Below are 17,394 nucleotides of genomic sequence, written 5' to 3' on the forward strand. Positions count from 1 at the left end.
GGGACGCTTGTCCAGTCCCGGGCGTTGCAGCGCGCCTGCCTACTGCGCAGGCCAGCCCGCGTCGCGCAGGCCTTGGCGGTCCAGCACCTCCATCTTGCCGCGCCGCAACTGCAGGCAGCCGGCCAGTTGCAGCTCTTGCAGGATCTGGTTGGTGGTCTGGCGTGACAGGCCCAGCATGCGCGCCAGCTGCTCCTGGGACACATCCAACTCGCGCCGCCAGCGCTGGCGGCCTTGACCGTCGGGCTGCCACTGGTCAAAGCCTTCGGCCATGCGCACCAGGCGCCGCGCCAGGCGCTGGGGGGCCGGCAGCAGCGTGTGCTCTTCCAGCGCCACCAGGCACACGCGCAGCTTGTCCGTCAGCAGCAACGCCAGCGCTTGCCAGTGTCCGGGGTGGGCGGCCAGCCACTCCATCAGCGGTGCCTGGGGCACGTGAAGCACGATGCAGGCCGTGGCGGCCTGGGCGTCGTGCGTGCGTTGTGCGCCATCGAACAGGGCAATCTCTCCCAGCCACATCGGCGGCTCCACCAGGGCCAGCAGCGCCGTGCGGGCCTGCTCGCCGCAGGCGGCCGTGCCCGAGATGCTGAGGGCGCCACGCGCCACCGCGTACAGCCCGCAGGGCGGGTCGCCCCGGCGAAACAGCCAGTCGCCTGCTGCCAGCGTGCGGGGCTGGGCCAGTGCCTTGAGCTGCGCGGCCAGCTCTGGCGGCAGGGCGTGGAACCAGCGGCCTGCCTCGACGGTGGCCCAGAGATCGGCCATGCCCGGTGGACCGGCCACTGCGCGGCGCCGTACGCCGCGCGTGGCGGCGACAGTTGCCGTGGCTGCCGGAGCTGCCGGTGCGGGTAAGCCCGAGGTGTGCGATGAGGCTTGTGTCGGATCCATGACAGACGCCAATCCTTGATGACACCACCATGGTTGCGCAACATCCACTGCCGGTGCAGCCTATGAAAACCCTCATCGACCAACTGTCCCAGTACGCGGACTATCACCGTGATCCACGCAACATCCTCACGCACTTCTTTGGCGTGCCGCTGATCATGTGGGCCGTGGTGATCCTGCTGGCACGTCTGCAATGGGCGATGCCATTGGGCGACGGCCTGCCTGCCCTGCCGCTGAGCCTGGCCTTGCTGGCGGCGCTGGCGGCAGGCATCTACTACTGTTTGCTGGACCTGCGCTACGGCATTGCCATGGCTGTGGTGCTTGCCCTGATGCTGGCCTTGGCACAGCCCATCGCCATGCTGCCGTTGGGGGCTTGGCTGGGATGGGGGCTGGGCATCTTTGCCGTGGGCTGGGTGATCCAGTTCGTGGGTCACTACTACGAGGGCCGCAAGCCAGCCTTCCTGGACGACATCCTGGGCCTGGTCATCGGACCCCTGTTCGTGCTGGCCGAGCTGGGCTTTGTACTGGGCCTGCGCCGCGAAGTGCAGCATGCGGTGGAGCAGCGCAGCGGCCCCGTGCGCCGGCGCGCGGGCGGGGCACACGCCTGAGACCGGGCGCTGCAAGCTTGGCGCAGGCTTGCGCCCTTAGCATGGCGGGCGTTCCTGCGGAGCCATCCGTGGGGGCGTGTGCCTGCGCCTAAAATCACGCTGCTATCCCCTGCGGGGGCTCTTTCGTTTCAACTCTGCTTATCCATCATGTCTTTCGACAAAGTCACACCGGGCAAGAACGCTCCTGAATCCTTCAACGTCGTGATCGAGATCTCGGCCAACTCCGATCCCATCAAGTACGAAGTGGACAAGGAAAGCGGCGCCGTCTTCGTGGACCGCTTCATGGGCACGGCCATGCACTACCCGGCCAACTACGGCTATGTGCCCCAGACGCTGTCCGGCGACGGCGATCCGGTGGACGTGCTGGTGATGACGCCCTTCCCGCTGCCCCCGGGCGTGGTCGTGGCCTGCCGCCCCATCGGCATCCTGCTCATGGAAGACGAGTCCGGCGTGGATGGCAAGGTCCTGGCCGTGCCCACGCAAAAGCTGCTGCCCGCCTACGACAAGATCAACACGCTGGAAGACATCCACGAGATCACCCTCAAGCAGATCCAGCATTTCTTCGAGCACTACAAGGACCTGGAAAAGGGCAAGTGGGTCAAGGTTCTGGGCTGGAAGGGCGTGGACGAGGCCAAGAAGGAAGTCGTGGACGGCATCGCCAACTACAAGGGCTGATCCCTTTCACTCCCGTCGAGGGAGTCTCAACTGCGCTGAGGTAAATGCCCGCTTCGCAGTTGATACAATTTGAAACGCACCCGGTGCCTAGGCGCCGGGTGCGTTTTTTGTTTTGTCATGGATCAGGGTTTGGACAGATCAATCAGGCGCTGATGGGGACATCGGCCCGGGAGCGAGCAAATGAAGGTGGCAGATTGGCGCATGGGCACGAAGCTGGGCATGGGATTCCTCATCATGGTCCTGTTCTCGGCGGTTCTGGGGGCGGTAGCCTGGTTGCAACTGGCGCAGATGCACCGCAACGCATTGCATTTGTCGGATGTGGCCCTGCCCAGCATGTTCCATGCGGGCGCCATGCGATCCGAATACAACCGCCTGCGCCGCCACGAGGCCGGCATTGCCTCCGCGCGCAGCCTGGCCGAGGTCGATGGCTTTGCCAAGCAGGTGCAGGACCGGCTGCAGACCATTGGCGAGCATGAGACGGCCCTGCGTTCGCTGATCGACCAGCAGGCCCTGCGCGCGGCCTTCGACGACTACCTCGGCTTCAAGCAGCAGTTCCTGGCCATGCATGCGCGATTGCTGGAGCGTGCGCGCGCCGGCAACTATTCCACCACCGAGGAGCAGGCCTTCATGGCCGACGAGATGGGGTTGATGTTCGCCGGCGAGTCCGAGGCGCAGTTCGGCAAGCTGGCCGAAAGCGCCGGCCGCCTGCTGACCCTGCAGCGCGAGGCGGGCGAGCAGGCGCGGCAGCAGGCGCAGGCAGGCTTTGACCTCGCCCGCATCTGGGTGCTGGGCACGCTGGCCGCGGTGGTGGCGATTGCGGCCCTGGTGGGCTGGGCCATCACGCGTGCTGTCACCGGCCCGGTGGCCCAGGCCGTGGCCGTGGCGCGCAATGTGGCGGCCGGCCATCTGGAAAAGCCGGTCACCAGCCGGCGCCGGGATGAAATGGGCCAGCTCATCAACGCACAGGAGGACATGCGCCGCAAGCTCGCCGAGCTGGTGGGCGATGTGCGCGGCAATGCGCACGGCGTGGCGCTGGCCGCTGGCGAGATCGCCCAGGGCAATGCGGACCTGTCGGCGCGCACCGAAAGCCAGGCCAGTGCTCTGGAAGAAACCGCAGCCTCCATGGAGCAGCTGGGCGCCACCGTGCGCCAGAACGCGGACAACGCGCGCCAGGCCAACCAGATGGCCGCCTCCGCCTCGGGCATTGCCGCGCGTGGCGGCGAGGTTGTGGCCCAGGTGGTGGACACCATGAAGGGCATCAACGACAGCAGCCGCCAGATCGCCGACATCATCGGCGTGATCGACGGCATTGCCTTCCAGACCAATATCCTGGCGCTGAACGCCGCCGTGGAGGCGGCCCGCGCTGGCGAGCAGGGCCGGGGCTTTGCCGTGGTGGCCGGCGAGGTGCGCACGCTGGCCCAGCGCAGTGCCGAGGCGGCCAAGGAGATCAAGGCCTTGATCCAGGCCAGCGAGCAGCGTGTGGAGCAGGGCACGCAGCTGGTGGACAAGGCCGGCGAGACCATGTTCGAAATCGTCGCCGCCATCCGGCGCGTGACCGACATCATGGGCGAGATCAGCGCCGCCAGCAGCGAGCAGAGCGCGGGCGTGGCCCAGGTGGGCGATGCCATCACGCAAATGGACCAGGCCACCCAGCAGAACGCCGCCCTGGTCGAGCAAAGTGCGGCCGCTGCCCAGTCGCTGCAGCAGCAGGCGCGGGCCATGGTGGCATCGGTATCGGTGTTTCGCACGGCGCCGGGAGACTCGACAGCGGTCCCCGAGGTGGCTGAGGCCGCCAAGGCGGCCGTGGCGGCGCCGCGCGCAACGGCGGCCGCCCCTTTGGCATCACCGCCGGTCCTGGCGCCCATCGCAGCCCGGCCAGCGAAACATGCCACGCCAGCCCAGGTCAGCAGGACCGCGACCGCCGACGACGAGGAGTGGGCCGCGTTCTGAGGCCTTGCCCGCAGCTGCGCCCCATCCTCTGGCGGCCCCATGCCCTGCATGGGGCCGCTTTCTTTTTGCGTGCTGCGTTGAGCTTGCGCACGCCGGGTGGCAGGAGGCTGTGGCGCAAATCCTCCAGTGAAGGTTTCTGCCTACTGCAAGTACCTGAACTTGTCCTGAACAATGCTTGGATACTGGCAGAATGTAAATAGATGTAGTCCTATTCTTACAGATTGAGGAACGGCCGCTCCTGGCCTCGTTCGCTCGGAACGAAGGGATATCCCATGATTACCTTGTTCTCATGGCCGCCTGGCCTGGCGGCCATCGGCCATCCAGCAGACCGCGCTCCCGCGGGGTCCCGTCCTCCCCCTCTCCAAGCCTTGCCTGCCAGCTGCCATCGGCCGGTGCGGCTGGCCTGTTTCTGCAAGGTTCGCGCCGGGCCTGGCTGATAGCCTGCCCATGGCGCGAGACAGAGCAAGACGCAACAAGATGACGGGACCTCTACAAGAGAGATGAATGTGAAAAACCTCAAGATTTCAACGCGCATGCTGGGCACCTTCGGCCTGCTGGTGCTGCTGCTGCTGGCCGTGGTGGCCGCGGCCCTGGTGCAACTGCGCTCCATGCGCACCAGCATGGAAGTCATTGCCGGCAATGTCGTGCCCAGCGTGGAAGTGATCAACCAGATAGGCACCGATGTCGTGCGTGCCCGTTTGCTGGAGGTGCGCCACGTCAACAATGATGATGCTGCCTACAAGACCGATTCGGAAAAGCAGCTGGAGCAACTGCAGCGCCGCCTGGCAGAGCGCAAGAAGGTCTATGAGCCGCTGCTGTCCTCCGACGAAGAGCGAAGGCTCTACGCCCAACTGCTCCAGGAACGCGAGCGCTACCAGCAACTGAGCCAGCAGGTGCTGGCGCTGTCACGCCAGGGCGAAAAGGAAAAGGCCCAGGCCGTGCTGGGCGGCGAGTCGCTGAAGCTCTACAACGATTCGTCGAACACGCTGGATCTGCTGGTCAAGCTCAATAGCGATGCGGCCGTGCAGGAAAGCCGCAATGCCGAGGCTGTCTATGGGCGCTCGGTCGTCGTCCTCAGCGTGGCGGCGCTGGCCGCCGTGCTGCTGGCCGTGCTGGCCGGGCTGTGGCTGACGCGCTCCATCCGCACGCCGCTGGCCCATGCGGTCGATGCCGCAGACCGCGTGGCCAATGGCGATCTGGGCGGGACCATTCACATCGACCGCCATGACGAAACCGGCCTGCTGCTGGGCGCGCTGCAGCGCATGCAATCGAGCCTGGTGCAGACCGTGCGCAGCGTGCGCCAGAACGCCGAAGGCGTGGCCTCGGCCAGCGCGCAGATTGCCTCCGGCAATGCCGACCTGTCCAGCCGCACGGAAGAGCAGGCCAGCGCGCTGGAGCAGACGGCGGCATCCATGGAAGAGCTGGGCTCCACCGTGCGCCAGAACGCCGACAACGCACGCCAGGCCAATCAGCTGGCGCTCAATGCATCGAGCGTTGCGCGCCGCGGCGGCGACGTGGTGGCCGAGGCCGTGGAAACCATGAAGGGCATCAATGACAGCAGCCGGCGCATCGGCGACATCATCGGCGTGATCGACGGCATTGCCTTTCAGACCAACATCCTCGCGCTCAATGCCGCGGTGGAGGCTGCGCGTGCCGGTGAGCAGGGCCGGGGCTTTGCCGTGGTCGCGGGCGAGGTGCGCTCGCTGGCGCAGCGCAGCGCCGAGGCGGCCAAGGAAATCAAGGCGCTGATCACGGCCAGCGTGGAGCGTGTGGAGCAGGGCTCGCAACTGGTGGACCGCGCAGGCACGACCATGACCGAAGTGGTGGCTGCCATCGGCCAGGTCACCGACATCATGGGCGAGATCAGCGCGGCCAGTACCGAGCAGAGCTCCGGCGTCGCCCAGGTCAGCGAAGCCGTCACGCAAATGGACCAGACCACGCAGCAAAACGCTGCCCTGGTCGAGGAAAGCGCGGCCGCCGCTGCCTCGCTGCGCAAGCAGGCGCAGGACCTGGTCGAGGCCGTGGCCGTGTTCCAGCTGCCGCGCGGTGCCATGGACAGCCATGCGCATGTGCCCAACAGGATGGTGGCGCAGGCCGGCGCCGCGCCACGCGCCGCAGCGCAGCCTGTCCGGCCGAACCCGCCGGCCAGCCCCGCACGGCCTGCGGCCTTGGGAGGCGGCGGTGCTGCAGCGGGTGGCGAGACACTGGCCCGCCGGCTTGAGCGCGATGCCACGCCTCCCATCCAGCCACGCCCTGGGCCCGCAGCAACAGGCAAGCCGGCTCCGCGCCAGCCCGGTCAGGGCGATGACGACTGGGAAACCTTCTGAGCCTCAGTCCTGGCGCAGCGGGCTGTGCGCCTGCAGCTCCTGCAGGTAGCCGGCCATGCCTTCGCCTTCGCGGTCCAGAAAGCGCGAGATGGCGTCGGCGAAGGACGGGTGGGCAATCCAGTGGGCGCTGGGCGTCACCACGGGCAGCAGCGCCCGCGCCATCTTGTGCTCGCCCTGGGCGCCTCCCTCGAAGTGCGCAATCCCGCGTTCTATGCACCAGGCGATAGGCTGGTAGTAGCAGGCCTCGAAATGCAGGCAGTCCACGCGCTCCAGCGCGCCCCAGTAGCGGCCGTAGGCCGTGCCCTGCGGGATCTGCGGCGTGTCGCGGTCGCAGCTGCCGGCCGAAAGCCGTGCGGCTGCCGCATCGAGTGCGATCAGGCTGCAGGCCATGGGTTGGCCGTCGCGCTCGGCGACGAACATCAGCCAGTTCTCGGGCATCTGGTGCGCCATGGCCTCGAAGAAGGCCGGCTGGAGGTACGGGGCGTTGCCGTGTTCCAGATAGGTGCGTTCGTGGCAGCGATAGAAGAAGGCCCAGTCCTGGGCGCTCATGTCGGGGCCGTGCACTGCTCGAAAGCGCACGCCGGCCTCGTGCACCTTGCGCCGTTCCTGGCGAATCTTCTTGCGCTTTTCCTGGTTCAGCGTGGACAGAAAGTGGTCGAAGTCCCGGTGGCCCGCGCCCCCGGCGTTCTGGTTGCTCCAGTGGAACTGCACGGTGCTGCGCTGCATCCAGCCGTCGGCGTCGCAGGCTGCCAGATCCTCGGCATCGCTGAACAGCAAATGCAGGGAAGACAGCTGCTGCGCCTGGGCCCATTCGCGCACGGCGCGCACCAGGGCCGCACGCAGCAGCGGCGTGCGTGCCAGCAGCCGGCTGCCCGGCACAGGCGTGAAAGGCACGGCGAGCACGCCCTTGGGGTAGTAATCCAGCCCATGCTGGGCGTAGGCGCGCGCCCAGGCAAAGTCGAACACGTACTCGCCATAGGAATGCGCCTTGGCGTAGACCGGGCAGGCGGCGACCAGCTCGCCGCCCTGCCAGAGCGTGACCACGCGGGCGGCCCAGCCGGTTTGCGGCACGGCGCTGCCGCTGGATTCCAGCGCGCTCAGGTACTCGTGGCGCATGAAGGGGGTGGGCGCAGCCTGCGATGCCAGCAGCGCATTCCAGGCCTGGGCATCGAGCTGCTGCACGCTGTCCAGCACGCGGGTGATAATTGCGGTTTCAGCCATGCCATTCCTTGCAGGCCCGTGTGACGCGCGCTGCCGCCTTGCGCTGTGGGGTGGCCTTGTCGGCCCTGTTGGCTCCATTGCATTCCATGACGCTCTCCATCTGCACTGCCCAGCTCAACTTTGTCGTGGGCGATCTGCCCGGCAATGTCCAGAAAATCATTGCCGCAGCCCGTGAAGCTTATGCCACGGGAGCGCGCTTGCTGCTGACTCCCGAGCTTGCCCTGTGCGGCTATGCGGCCGAAGATCTCTATCTGCGTCCCGCCTTTCTGGACGCCTGCGATCAGGCCGTGCAGCAGCTGGCGCTGGAGACCGCGCAATGGCCGGGCCTGGCGCTGGTGCTGGGCCATCCCTGGCGCGACCCCGGCGCTGGTGGCGCGTTGCGCAATGCAGCCAGCGTGCTGCGCGACGGGCGCGTGGAATGCAGCTACGCCAAGCAATGCCTGCCCAACTACGGCGTGTTCGACGAGCAGCGCTACTTTGTGGCCGGCCAGTCGCCTTGCGTGGTCGAGGTCCAGGCAGTTCGCGTGGGCTTGCTGATCTGCGAGGACGCCTGGCATCCCGGGCCGGCAAGCGCGGCTGCCGCGGCGGGTGCGCAATTGCTGGCCGTGATCAATGCTTCGCCCTTTCATGAGGGCAAGCAGGCCGAACGTGAAGCCACGCTGGCTGCACGTGCGCGTGAGACCGGCCTGCCCCTGGTCTACGCACATCTGGTCGGTGGCCAGGATGAAATTGTCTTCGATGGCAGCTCTTTTGCCGTGCACGCCGACGGCAGCATTGCCGCACGCGCGGCGGCCTTTGCCGAGGCGCTGCCGTTGGTGGAAGTGCGTGCCGGCGCGCAGGAACTGACGCTGGCCGCCGATGTGCAGCCACCGGTGGAGCACCTGCCGGCGCTGTGGTCCGCCCTGGTGCTGGCCGTGCGCGACTACGTGGGCAAGAACCGTTTCCCCGGCGCGCTGCTGGGCCTGTCGGGCGGGATCGACTCGGCCCTGGTGCTGGCGATTGCGGTCGATGCGCTGGGCGCGGACAAGGTGCACACGGTGATGATGCCTTCGCCCTATACGGCGGACATCAGCTGGATCGATGCGCGCGACATGGCCGAGCGTGTGGGCGTGCGCTATGACGAAATCTCCATCGCGCCCCAGTTCGAGGCCTTCAAGGCCGCCCTGGCCCCGGCCTTCGCGGGCCGCGCCGAGGACACGACCGAAGAGAACCTGCAGGCCCGCATCCGCGGCACCTTGCTGATGGGCCTGTCCAACAAGTTCGGCTCCGTGGTGCTGACCACCGGCAACAAGAGCGAGATGTCCACCGGCTACTGCACGCTCTATGGCGACATGGCCGGCGGCTTTGCCGTGATCAAGGACGTGCTCAAGACCGAGGTTTTTGCGCTGGCGCGCTGGCGCAATGCCAACGATCCGTTCGGCATGGGGCTGGACCCCATTCCGGATCGCATCATCACGCGCCCGCCCAGCGCCGAACTGCGCCCGGACCAGAAAGACCAGGACAGCCTGCCCGCTTATGAGGTGCTCGACGCCATCGTGCGCCGATACATGGAAAATAACGAAAGCATCGCCTCCATCGTGGCCGACGGATATGCCGGCGCCGATGTGGAGCGAGTGACGCGCCTCATCCAGATCAACGAATACAAACGCCGCCAGGCGCCCGTGGGGCCGCGGCTGACGCGCCGCAGCTTCGGCAAGGACTGGCGCTACCCGATCACCAACCGCTTTCGCGCTTGAAGCACCTGAGGCGGCGGGGTTTCCTGGCCAGCCGTCTTGCCCCGTATTGCATGCACTGAGGAGTTCACCCCATGAAAATGATCACCGCCATCATCAAGCCGTTCAAGCTGGAAGAGGTCCGCGAGGCACTGGCCGACTGCGGCGTCAACGGCCTGACCGTCACCGAGGTCAAGGGCTTTGGTCGCCAGAAGGGCCATACCGAGCTCTACCGTGGCGCCGAGTACGTGGTGGACTTCCTGCCCAAGGTGAAGATCGAGGTGGTAGTCCGCACGGAAGACGTGGACCGCTGCGTGGATGCCATCGTCAACGTGGCCCGCACAGGCAAGATCGGTGACGGGAAGATCTTCGTCACCGCCGTGGAGCGCGTGGTGCGCATCCGTACCGGCGAACTCGACGACGGAGCCATCTGAACCTGGCAGCAGTGCAGGGCGCACGCGGCGCCCTGGGCTCGACATCCGGATTCCAGCGGCCACCCCTGAACGGGTGGCCGTTTCCGTTTCAGATCACGGCGCGCAAGGGGGCCGTTTCCAGGCCCGTGCCGGCGTTCTGCACCAGGGATTGCAGCAGTGAGGGGATGTCGCTGCCGCTTTCTATCAGTCCCATCTGCCACTCGCCCATGAAGCCATGGCCCACGCAGGTCTGCAGGAACTGCAGCATGCTGTCGTAGTAGCCGTCCACATTGAGCAGGCCGATGGGCTTGTCGTGGTAGCGCAGCTGGCGCCAGGTCCAGACCTCGAACAATTCCTCGAAGGTGCCTATGCCGCCGGGCAGGGCGACGAAGGCATCGCTGCGCTCGGCCATCATGGCCTTGCGCTCGTGCATGGTCTGGACGATGTGCAGTTCGTCGCAGGCATGGTTGGCCAGCTCCTTGTCCACCAGCGCCTGCGGGATCACTCCCACGACGCGGCCACCGGCCTGCCGCGTGGCCTCGGCCACCTCGCCCATCAGGCCGCTGCGCCCGCCGCCGTAGACCAACTGGCCGCCGTGCTCGCCAATCCAGCGGCCGGTGGCGCGGGCGGCCTCGATGAATCCGGGCTGGTCGCCGGGGCGCGAGCCGCAATACACACAAATGGAAAACGTGGGATTTGTCATGCAATGAACCGTTGATAGAGAGCCGCCAGCCAGACACCCGTGCACAGCAGCAGCGCCAGCAGCACGGCGGCGCTGCCCATGTCCTTGGCTTGCTTGGACAGGGCGTGCCATTCGGGGCCTATGCGATCGACCACGGCCTCGATGCCGCTGTTGAGCAATTCCACGATCAGCACCAGCAAGACCGTGCCCGCCAGCAGCGAGACCTCGATCCAGCTGCGTCCCAGCCAGAAGGCGGCAGGGATCAGCACGATGGCGGCCAGCGCTTCCTGGCGGAAGGCTTTCTCATTCCATCCGGCACGAAGGCCGGACAGCGAATAACCCGCAGCGTGCCAGACACGGTTCAGGCCCGTGCGGCTTTTCTGGGGATTGACAGGCGTGCTGTCGTTGGACTTGGGTGAAGCGGCGGGCATGCTGGGGAGTGTAGGAGATGCGATGCTGCCTTTGCCGCTCAGCGTTTTTTCCTGGGCGGCGGGGCCTGGTGGATCAGCTGTGTGCCGGCCCAGGCGTCATGCCAGAACTGGCGGCGCGGATGAAGGCGACTGAGCAGGGCCCAGAGTGCCACCCACAGCACCAGCAGCACCAAGGTGGTCAAGGCCGGCACGCCGGTGGAGTAGGCCGCCAGCGGTGGCAGCAGCCAGATCCAGCTCAGCACATAGCGCCGCAGTGCGCGCAGCTGGCTGACGGGCTGGCCTGCAGCATCCACCAGGCGGATGTGCCAGGTCTTCATGGCCAATGTCTGCCCCTTGGACCAGAACCAGACGAAATAGATGCCCAGCACCACGAACATGAAGGCCTGCAGCGCATGGCGGTTGTCCATGGCGTTGCGCGTCTGAGACAAGGTGCCAAACAGATATCCGGCGATGAAGACCACGCCGAACAGCAGCATGCCCTCATATAGCCAGCAGGCCATGCGCCGGGCCAGGCGCGGGGCCATCCGTGGATCGGCGGCGGAGCCGGCTGCCGTGGAGGCGGGGGAGGTGGCGTTCGTCATGCGGGCGTGTCGGGGCGCTGCATCAATGCGAAGGGGCTGCTTCGCCGTGCGAGGGCTGTGGGGTGGCCTCGGCGCCGTCATGCAGTTCCATGGGCGGCAAGGGCATGGGTGTGGCCGAAGGCACTTCCACCGGGGCTGTCTCCACCAGCGCAGGCGGGCGCACGGGATGGGTTTCCACGGCCGAAGGCGGCGCGACCGGTGGAACCGGAGGCGGCGGATTGTAGATGGTGGCTGGTGGAATCTTGGGGGGATTCGGAATGGTGGCCGGTGCCACCGAGGCCGCAGGAATCCGCGCCAGACGCTTGGGCGCCACGGGCTGTATGGCGTTGGCGGCGCCCTTGACCTTGGGCGCGGCGCGTGCAGCCAGAAGGCGTTTTTCTTCGTCGCTGAGCGCCTGGTAGGCCTCCCACTGGGCTCGCTTGTCCGTGGCAAGGCGGTTGGTCAGGGCGAAATTCAGGCGGGCCTGGCTGCGCTGCTGGGCGCTGAGGCTGGACCAGGTCTGCATGCGGTCGCGCAGCTTTTCCTGCTCCTTTTCGCTGAGCTTGTCCCAGCCTTCGGCCAATGCCATCCAGCGGCGCTTTTGCAGCGCGTCCATCATGGACCAGCGCTCGGAAAGGGGCTCGAGCACCCTGCTTTGCGCAGGCGTCAGCTCGGCCCAGCGTGGGCCTGAGGCCAGGGCTGTGGCGCGCTGGCGCGTGGCTGCGTCGCCATGCAGGGTCTTGGAGGCCGCAATGGTGGCCGGCGACACCGTGCTGGGCGCCAGCCGCACCTGTTGCACGACGCGCCAGCCGGTCCAGGCCAGCGCCATCAACAGCACCGCCGCCAGGATGGCGGCGGGTGATCGGTGGAACGCGGCGCGTGAATCAGTGGGCATGCAGGCAGGCAAGGCGGGTATCAGCGTTCCGTGTTGGTGGCCGAAGTCTTCAGGTACTGGATGAAACCGGGGTCGGCATAGGCGGCAGGGGGCAGGTCATCGGTCAGCAGGGCCGTATCGACCTCGGCAACCTCGGTCAGGCCAATCTGATCGGTCTGCACGTTGACGACCACCAGGCCAATGATGAGGGCCAGCACCGGCACGGCCGAGATCAGCGCGCGCCACCAGGTGCCGCCTTCGTCGCCAGAGCCCAGCGTCATGGTGCCACCCTGAGCCTGGGTTGCGCTGGCAACCTGCAAGGGCGCAGCGCGCAGTTCGCGCCGGCGAACGGACAGGGCGCGCTCGCGCCCAGCGCGCAGCCGTTCGGTGATGTCGTATGGCAGCAACGCCTCGCCGTCACCCAGGCGCGCGGTGATCCGGCGTGCGATGCGGTCGGCCGCCATTTCGCTGTGGAGAGTGAGAGTGGGCGCAGTCTTCATAGCTCGATTCCTTTGGCCTTCAGTGCCTTGCTCAATGTCTGGATGGCGCGGAAACAATGTGTTTTTACACTTCCTTCGGAACACCCCATCGCGGCAGCGGTCTCCGCAACGTCCATCTCTTCCCAATAACGCATCAGGAATGCTTCGCGTTGACGCGCCGGCAGCTCCTGTATCTCTTTTTCAATGCTTTGCAAAATCTGCGCCCGCTCGGTCAGATCCTCGGCGCTGCGGGCGGTTTCGCCGTTCTGTGCGGAGTCGGCGTAGGTCTCGAGCCAGTCGAAGTCCGCATCGTCGCCGGCCGAGGCCTCCAGATCGCTCATGCGGGTGAAGAGGGCGTTCTGCGTCTTTTGCCTGCGAAACCAGTCCAGTGTGCTGTTGGACAGGATGCGCTGGAAGAGCATGGGCAGCTCGGTGATGGGCTTGTCGCCATAGTGCTGCGCCAGCTTGAGCATGCTGTCCTGCACGATGTCCAGCGCCGCCTCCTCGTCCCGGACGTGGAAAAAGCTGCGCTTGAAGGCACGCTTTTCTACGCTTTTGAGGAAGTCGGATAGTTCTTGCTCGGTTGCCAAAAGGAACGCAGGCCCGGATGAGGGGCTCGTTGAGGGGGGGCTGAACGGACGCGGGACCCGATTATCGCACCGCAGTGTCAATTTTTTTCGCACGATGGCGCACAGGCTTGTTGCAGTGCGATAATGTCTGCTGCAATTCAAAAAGGCAAACGGGTCACGGTCCGGCGTTTACTCACTCGCCCATGTCTGTTGGTCCTAAGTCCCGCACCGGCCTCACAAGGGCTTCAGGCAAGGGGCACCCAAGGTTTTTCGTTAGAGAAATTCACAAAGGTTGATCATGGAAATTTCCAAAGCCGAGTACTCCAGCGCGGCAGCAGCGGCGTCGCAGTCCCATGCATCCCAGGAGCTCATGGGCTCCGAGATCCTCGTCAAGTCCCTGCAGGCCGAAGGCGTCAAGCAGCTTTGGGGCTATCCGGGCGGTGCGGTCCTGTACATCTACGACGCCCTCTACAAGCAAGACACCATTCAGCATGTGCTGGTGCGCCACGAGCAGGCGGCTGTGCATGCGGCAGACGGTTTTGCCCGTGCCACGGGTGAAGTCGGCGTGGCACTGGTGACCTCGGGTCCCGGCCTGACCAACGCCGTCACCGGCATTGCCACCGCCTACACCGATTCCATTCCCCTGGTCGTGATCAGCGGCCAGACCTCGACGGCCTACATCGGCACCGATGCATTCCAGGAGTGCGACACCGTCGGCATTACCCGCCCCATCGTCAAGCACAACTTCCTGGTCAAGGATGTGCGCGAGCTGGCGGACACCATGAAGAAGGCCTTCCACATCGCGCGCACCGGCCGCCCCGGCCCCGTGGTGGTGGACATCCCCAAGGATGTGTCCTTCAAGAAGGCTCTCTACACCGGTTACCCCGAAAAGGTGGAGATGCGCTCCTACAACCCGGTGCGCAAGGGCCATGCCGGCCAGATCCGCAAGGCGCTGCAGTTGCTGCTGGCTGCCAAGCGTCCCTATATCTACACGGGTGGCGGCGTGCTGCTGGGCAATGCCTGCAACGAGCTGCGCACCCTGGTGGACATGCTGGGCTACCCGGTCACGCATACGCTGCTGGGCCTGGGTGCCTATCCGGCCAGCGACCGCAAGTTCCTGGGCATGCTGGGCATGCACGGCACCATCGAAGCCAACAACGCCATGCAGAACTGCGATGTGCTGCTGGCCGTGGGTGCGCGCTTCGACGACCGGGTGATCGGCAACCCCAAGCATTTCATGTCGGTGGAGCGCAAGATCATCCATATCGACATCGATCCCTCCTCCATCTCCAAGCGCGTGAAGGTGGACGTGCCCATCGTCGGCGACGTCAAGGAAGTGCTGACCGAGCTGATCTCCATGATCCGCGAGGCCAGCGCCCGTCCCGACGCTGCGGCCCTGGGCCAGTGGTGGGAGACCATCGAAGGCTGGCGCAGCCGCGACTGCCTGCAGTACAGCCGTGGCGACGGCTCGGTCATCAAGCCCCAGTACGTGGTGGAGACGCTGTGGAACATGACCCGCGACGCCGATGCCTACATCACGTCCGACGTGGGCCAGCACCAGATGTGGGCCGCGCAGTACTACCGCTTTGACGAGCCGCGCCGCTGGATCAACTCCGGCGGCTTGGGCACCATGGGTGTGGGCCTGCCCTACGCCATGGGCATCAAGCTGGCCAAGCCTGAATCCGAGGTGTTCTGCATCACGGGCGAAGGCTCCATCCAGATGAACATCCAGGAGCTGGCCACCTGCCTGCAGTACAACACGCCGGTCAAGGTGGTGTCGCTGAACAACCGCTACCTGGGCATGGTGCGCCAGTGGCAGGAGATCGAGTACTCGGGCCGCTACAGCAGCAGCTACATGGACTCGCTGCCCAACTTCGTGAAGCTGGCCGAGGCCTATGGCCACGTGGGCATGCTGATCGAGCGCCCCGAGGACGTGGAGCCCGCCCTGCGCGAGGCCCGCAAGCTCAAGGATCGGACGGTGTTCATGGACTTCCGCACCGATCCCACCGAGAATGTGTTCCCCATGGTGCAGGCTGGCCGTGGGATCACCGAGATGCTGCTGGGAGCTGACGACCTCTGAGCGAGCCCTTGGCCGGGTTCGCCAGGGCCTGTTCCTGCCGCATCTTCTTCAGTAGCCGCCCTCAAGGCGGCAACCCCTTGACGAATCTATTGCCTGCCAAGCCCGACGTTTACCGGCGCCGGGGGAGGGCAGCGAAAAGAGGAATCTTTCTTTCATGAAACACATCATTGCCGTGCTGCTCGAAAACGAGCCGGGAGCCTTGTCGCGCGTGGTGGGCCTGTTCTCGGCCCGCGGCTACAACATCGAATCGCTGACCGTGGCTCCCACGGAAGACGCATCGCTGTCGCGCATGACCATTCAGACGAATGGCTCCGAAGACGTGATCGAGCAGATCACCAAGCACCTGAACCGCCTGATCGAGGTCGTCAAGGTCGTGGACCTGACGGAAGGCTCCTATACCGAGCGCGAGCTCATGATGGTCAAGGTCCGCGCCGTGGGCAAGGAACGCGAGGAGATGAAGCGCATGGCCGACATCTTCCGCGGCCGCATCATCGACGTGACCGAAAAGAGCTACACGGTCGAGCTGACCGGCGACCAATCCAAGAACGACGCCTTCCTGCAGGCGCTGGACCGCACAGCCATTCTGGAAACCGTGCGTACCGGCTCCTGCGGCATCGGCCGCGGCGAACGCATTCTGCGCGTTTGATGCGCTGCAACGCACCTGAAACCTGTCCCCTTCCCCTTTCAACCCCTACACACACGAAGCCTGGAGCCAACATGAAAGTTTTCTACGACAAGGACTGTGACCTGAGCCTGATCAAGGGCAAGACCGTTGCCATCATCGGCTACGGCAGCCAGGGCCACGCACACGCTCAAAACCTGAACGAAAGCGGCGTGAAGGTCGTGGTCGGCCTGCGCAAGGGCGGCGCTTCCTGGGACAAGGTCGCCAAGGCTGGCCTGACCGTCGCTGAAGTCGACGACGCCGTGAAGGCCGCCGATCTGGTCATGATCCTGCTGCCGGATGAGAACATCCCCGAGGTCTACAACAACAACGTGGCCCCCAACATCAAGCAAGGCGCCACGCTGGCCTTTGCCCACGGCTTCAACATCCACTACAACCAGGTTGTGCCGCGCGCCGATCTGGACGTGATCATGGTCGCCCCCAAGGGCCCTGGCCACACCGTGCGCTCCGAATACCTCAAGGGCGGCGGCGTGCCTTCGCTGATCGCCGTATACCAGGACAAGTCCGGCAAGGCCCGTGACCTGGCCCTGTCCTATGCCATGGCCAACGGTGGCGGCAAGGGCGGCATCATCGAAACCAACTTCAAGGAAGAAACCGAGACCGACCTGTTCGGCGAGCAGGCCGTTCTGTGCGGCGGCGCGGTGGAACTGGTGAAGATGGGCTTCGAGACCCTGACCGAAGCCGGCTACGCTCCCGAAATGGCCTACTTCGAGTGCCTGCATGAGCTCAAGCTCATCGTGGACCTGATGTACGAAGGCGGCATCGCCAACATGAACTACTCGATCTCGAACAACGCCGAATACGGCGAGTACGTGACGGGTACAGAAGTCATCAACGACAAGTCGCGCGAAGCCATGCGTGCTGCCCTCAAGCGCATCCAGACCGGCGAATACGCCAAGATGTTCATCCAGGAAGGCCGCACTAACTACCCGAGCATGACGGCCCGCCGCCGCATGAACGCCGAACACGCCATCGAAAAGGTGGGCGGCCAGCTGCGCGCCATGATGCCCTGGATCTCCAAGAACAAGCTGGTTGACCAGAGCCGCAACTGAGATTGCTGCATTCCATCTTGCATGGGTCGCGCATGCGGCCTACGCAAGGTGCAGGACAAGGCCACCCCGACGGGTGGCCTTTTTCGTGCAGAGAAGGGGGGCGGTGCGCAGGTACACTGACCCTTTCGGGGCGGCACTGTCCGCTCCCTTAGAATACTATCGTTTTAATAGCTGCTCACGCTTGCGTGCGCTGTGCTGGAGGC

17 protein-coding genes are annotated in these 17,394 nt (G+C 65.6%); 9 read left to right on the forward strand and 8 right to left on the reverse strand.

What is annotated here, in order from left to right:
* Positions 1-39: 39 nt before the first annotated feature.
* A complete protein-coding gene (locus GRX31_RS26220; protein WP_160855577.1) occupies positions 40-879 on the reverse strand; it encodes a Crp/Fnr family transcriptional regulator in 840 nt (279 codons plus the stop codon).
* A 62-nt stretch (positions 880-941) separates the two neighbouring features.
* On the opposite strand from GRX31_RS26220, the gene GRX31_RS26225 reads away from it, so the two are divergent.
* From GRX31_RS26225 to GRX31_RS26240, 4 genes are all read left to right on the forward strand, one after another.
* Positions 942-1,484 carry an Mpo1 family 2-hydroxy fatty acid dioxygenase gene (locus GRX31_RS26225; RefSeq protein ID WP_016447426.1) on the forward strand — a complete coding sequence of 181 codons (543 nt, stop codon included), beginning with the start codon at positions 942-944 and terminating at the stop codon, positions 1,482-1,484.
* A gap of 147 nt (positions 1,485-1,631) precedes the next feature.
* Positions 1,632-2,159 carry an inorganic diphosphatase gene (gene ppa / locus GRX31_RS26230; RefSeq protein WP_013801496.1) on the forward strand — a complete coding sequence of 176 codons (528 nt, stop codon included), beginning with the start codon at positions 1,632-1,634 and terminating at the stop codon, positions 2,157-2,159.
* A 180-nt stretch (positions 2,160-2,339) separates the two neighbouring features.
* Positions 2,340-4,109: a methyl-accepting chemotaxis protein gene (locus GRX31_RS26235; protein ID WP_160855579.1), complete on the forward strand. Its 1,770-nt coding sequence runs from the start codon at positions 2,340-2,342 to the stop codon at positions 4,107-4,109.
* A gap of 500 nt (positions 4,110-4,609) precedes the next feature.
* Positions 4,610-6,436 (forward strand): methyl-accepting chemotaxis protein, encoded by a 1,827-nt coding sequence (locus tag GRX31_RS26240; protein ID WP_160855581.1) that lies wholly within the window; start codon positions 4,610-4,612, stop codon positions 6,434-6,436.
* Between the two features lie 3 nt (positions 6,437-6,439).
* Here the strand turns inward: GRX31_RS26240 and GRX31_RS26245 are convergent, their stop codons facing one another.
* Entirely contained in the window at positions 6,440-7,657 is a 1,218-nt protein-coding gene (locus GRX31_RS26245) for a GNAT family N-acetyltransferase (protein ID WP_016447423.1), read from the reverse strand.
* 86 nt (positions 7,658-7,743) lie between these two features.
* Between GRX31_RS26245 and GRX31_RS26250 the strand changes: the two genes are divergently transcribed.
* The gene (locus GRX31_RS26250; protein ID WP_074921395.1) at positions 7,744-9,393 is read left to right on the forward strand and encodes an NAD+ synthase; all 1,650 of its coding nucleotides are present in this window, start codon (positions 7,744-7,746) and stop codon (positions 9,391-9,393) included.
* A gap of 71 nt (positions 9,394-9,464) precedes the next feature.
* Entirely contained in the window at positions 9,465-9,803 is a 339-nt protein-coding gene (locus tag GRX31_RS26255) for a P-II family nitrogen regulator (protein ID WP_012206673.1), read from the forward strand.
* An 88-nt stretch (positions 9,804-9,891) separates the two neighbouring features.
* Here the strand turns inward: GRX31_RS26255 and GRX31_RS26260 are convergent, their stop codons facing one another.
* Genes GRX31_RS26260 through GRX31_RS26285 form a run of 6 tightly spaced genes read right to left on the reverse strand, consistent with a single transcriptional unit; the run spans position 9,892 to position 13,398 of the window.
* Complete coding sequence (locus tag GRX31_RS26260) at positions 9,892-10,485, reverse strand: TIGR00730 family Rossman fold protein (RefSeq protein WP_016451364.1); 594 nt, start codon at positions 10,483-10,485, stop codon at positions 9,892-9,894.
* Positions 10,482-10,895: a diacylglycerol kinase gene (locus GRX31_RS26265; protein ID WP_016447420.1), complete on the reverse strand. Its 414-nt coding sequence runs from the start codon at positions 10,893-10,895 to the stop codon at positions 10,482-10,484. Before GRX31_RS26265 ends, GRX31_RS26260 begins: the two co-directional genes overlap by 4 nt.
* Before the next feature lie 38 nt (positions 10,896-10,933).
* Entirely contained in the window at positions 10,934-11,476 is a 543-nt protein-coding gene (locus GRX31_RS26270; RefSeq protein WP_016447419.1) for an RDD family protein, read from the reverse strand.
* A gap of 22 nt (positions 11,477-11,498) precedes the next feature.
* Positions 11,499-12,350 carry a DUF3106 domain-containing protein gene (locus GRX31_RS26275; protein WP_016451365.1) on the reverse strand — a complete coding sequence of 284 codons (852 nt, stop codon included), beginning with the start codon at positions 12,348-12,350 and terminating at the stop codon, positions 11,499-11,501.
* A 20-nt stretch (positions 12,351-12,370) separates the two neighbouring features.
* Positions 12,371-12,829 (reverse strand): DUF3619 family protein, encoded by a 459-nt coding sequence (locus GRX31_RS26280; protein ID WP_160855583.1) that lies wholly within the window; start codon positions 12,827-12,829, stop codon positions 12,371-12,373.
* Positions 12,826-13,398: an RNA polymerase sigma factor gene (locus tag GRX31_RS26285; protein ID WP_016447416.1), complete on the reverse strand. Its 573-nt coding sequence runs from the start codon at positions 13,396-13,398 to the stop codon at positions 12,826-12,828. The genes GRX31_RS26280 and GRX31_RS26285 overlap by 4 nt, the downstream gene beginning before the upstream one ends.
* 277 nt (positions 13,399-13,675) lie before the next feature.
* Here GRX31_RS26285 and GRX31_RS26290 point away from each other — a divergent pair, with 277 nt between their 5' ends.
* The 3 genes from GRX31_RS26290 to ilvC all read left to right on the forward strand — a co-directional run bounded on the left by GRX31_RS26290 (position 13,676) and on the right by ilvC (position 17,191).
* The gene (locus tag GRX31_RS26290; protein ID WP_016447415.1) at positions 13,676-15,457 is read left to right on the forward strand and encodes an acetolactate synthase 3 catalytic subunit; all 1,782 of its coding nucleotides are present in this window, start codon (positions 13,676-13,678) and stop codon (positions 15,455-15,457) included.
* A gap of 154 nt (positions 15,458-15,611) precedes the next feature.
* A complete protein-coding gene (ilvN, locus tag GRX31_RS26295; protein ID WP_012206665.1) occupies positions 15,612-16,103 on the forward strand; it encodes an acetolactate synthase small subunit in 492 nt (163 codons plus the stop codon).
* Between the two features lie 71 nt (positions 16,104-16,174).
* Positions 16,175-17,191 carry a ketol-acid reductoisomerase gene (ilvC, locus tag GRX31_RS26300; protein WP_034365514.1) on the forward strand — a complete coding sequence of 339 codons (1,017 nt, stop codon included), beginning with the start codon at positions 16,175-16,177 and terminating at the stop codon, positions 17,189-17,191.
* The last annotated feature ends 203 nt before the right edge of the window (positions 17,192-17,394 follow it).

Origin of the sequence: Delftia sp. CH05 (assembly GCF_009827015.1) — a bacterium.
GTDB lineage: Bacteria > Pseudomonadota > Gammaproteobacteria > Burkholderiales > Burkholderiaceae_C > Comamonas > Comamonas tsuruhatensis.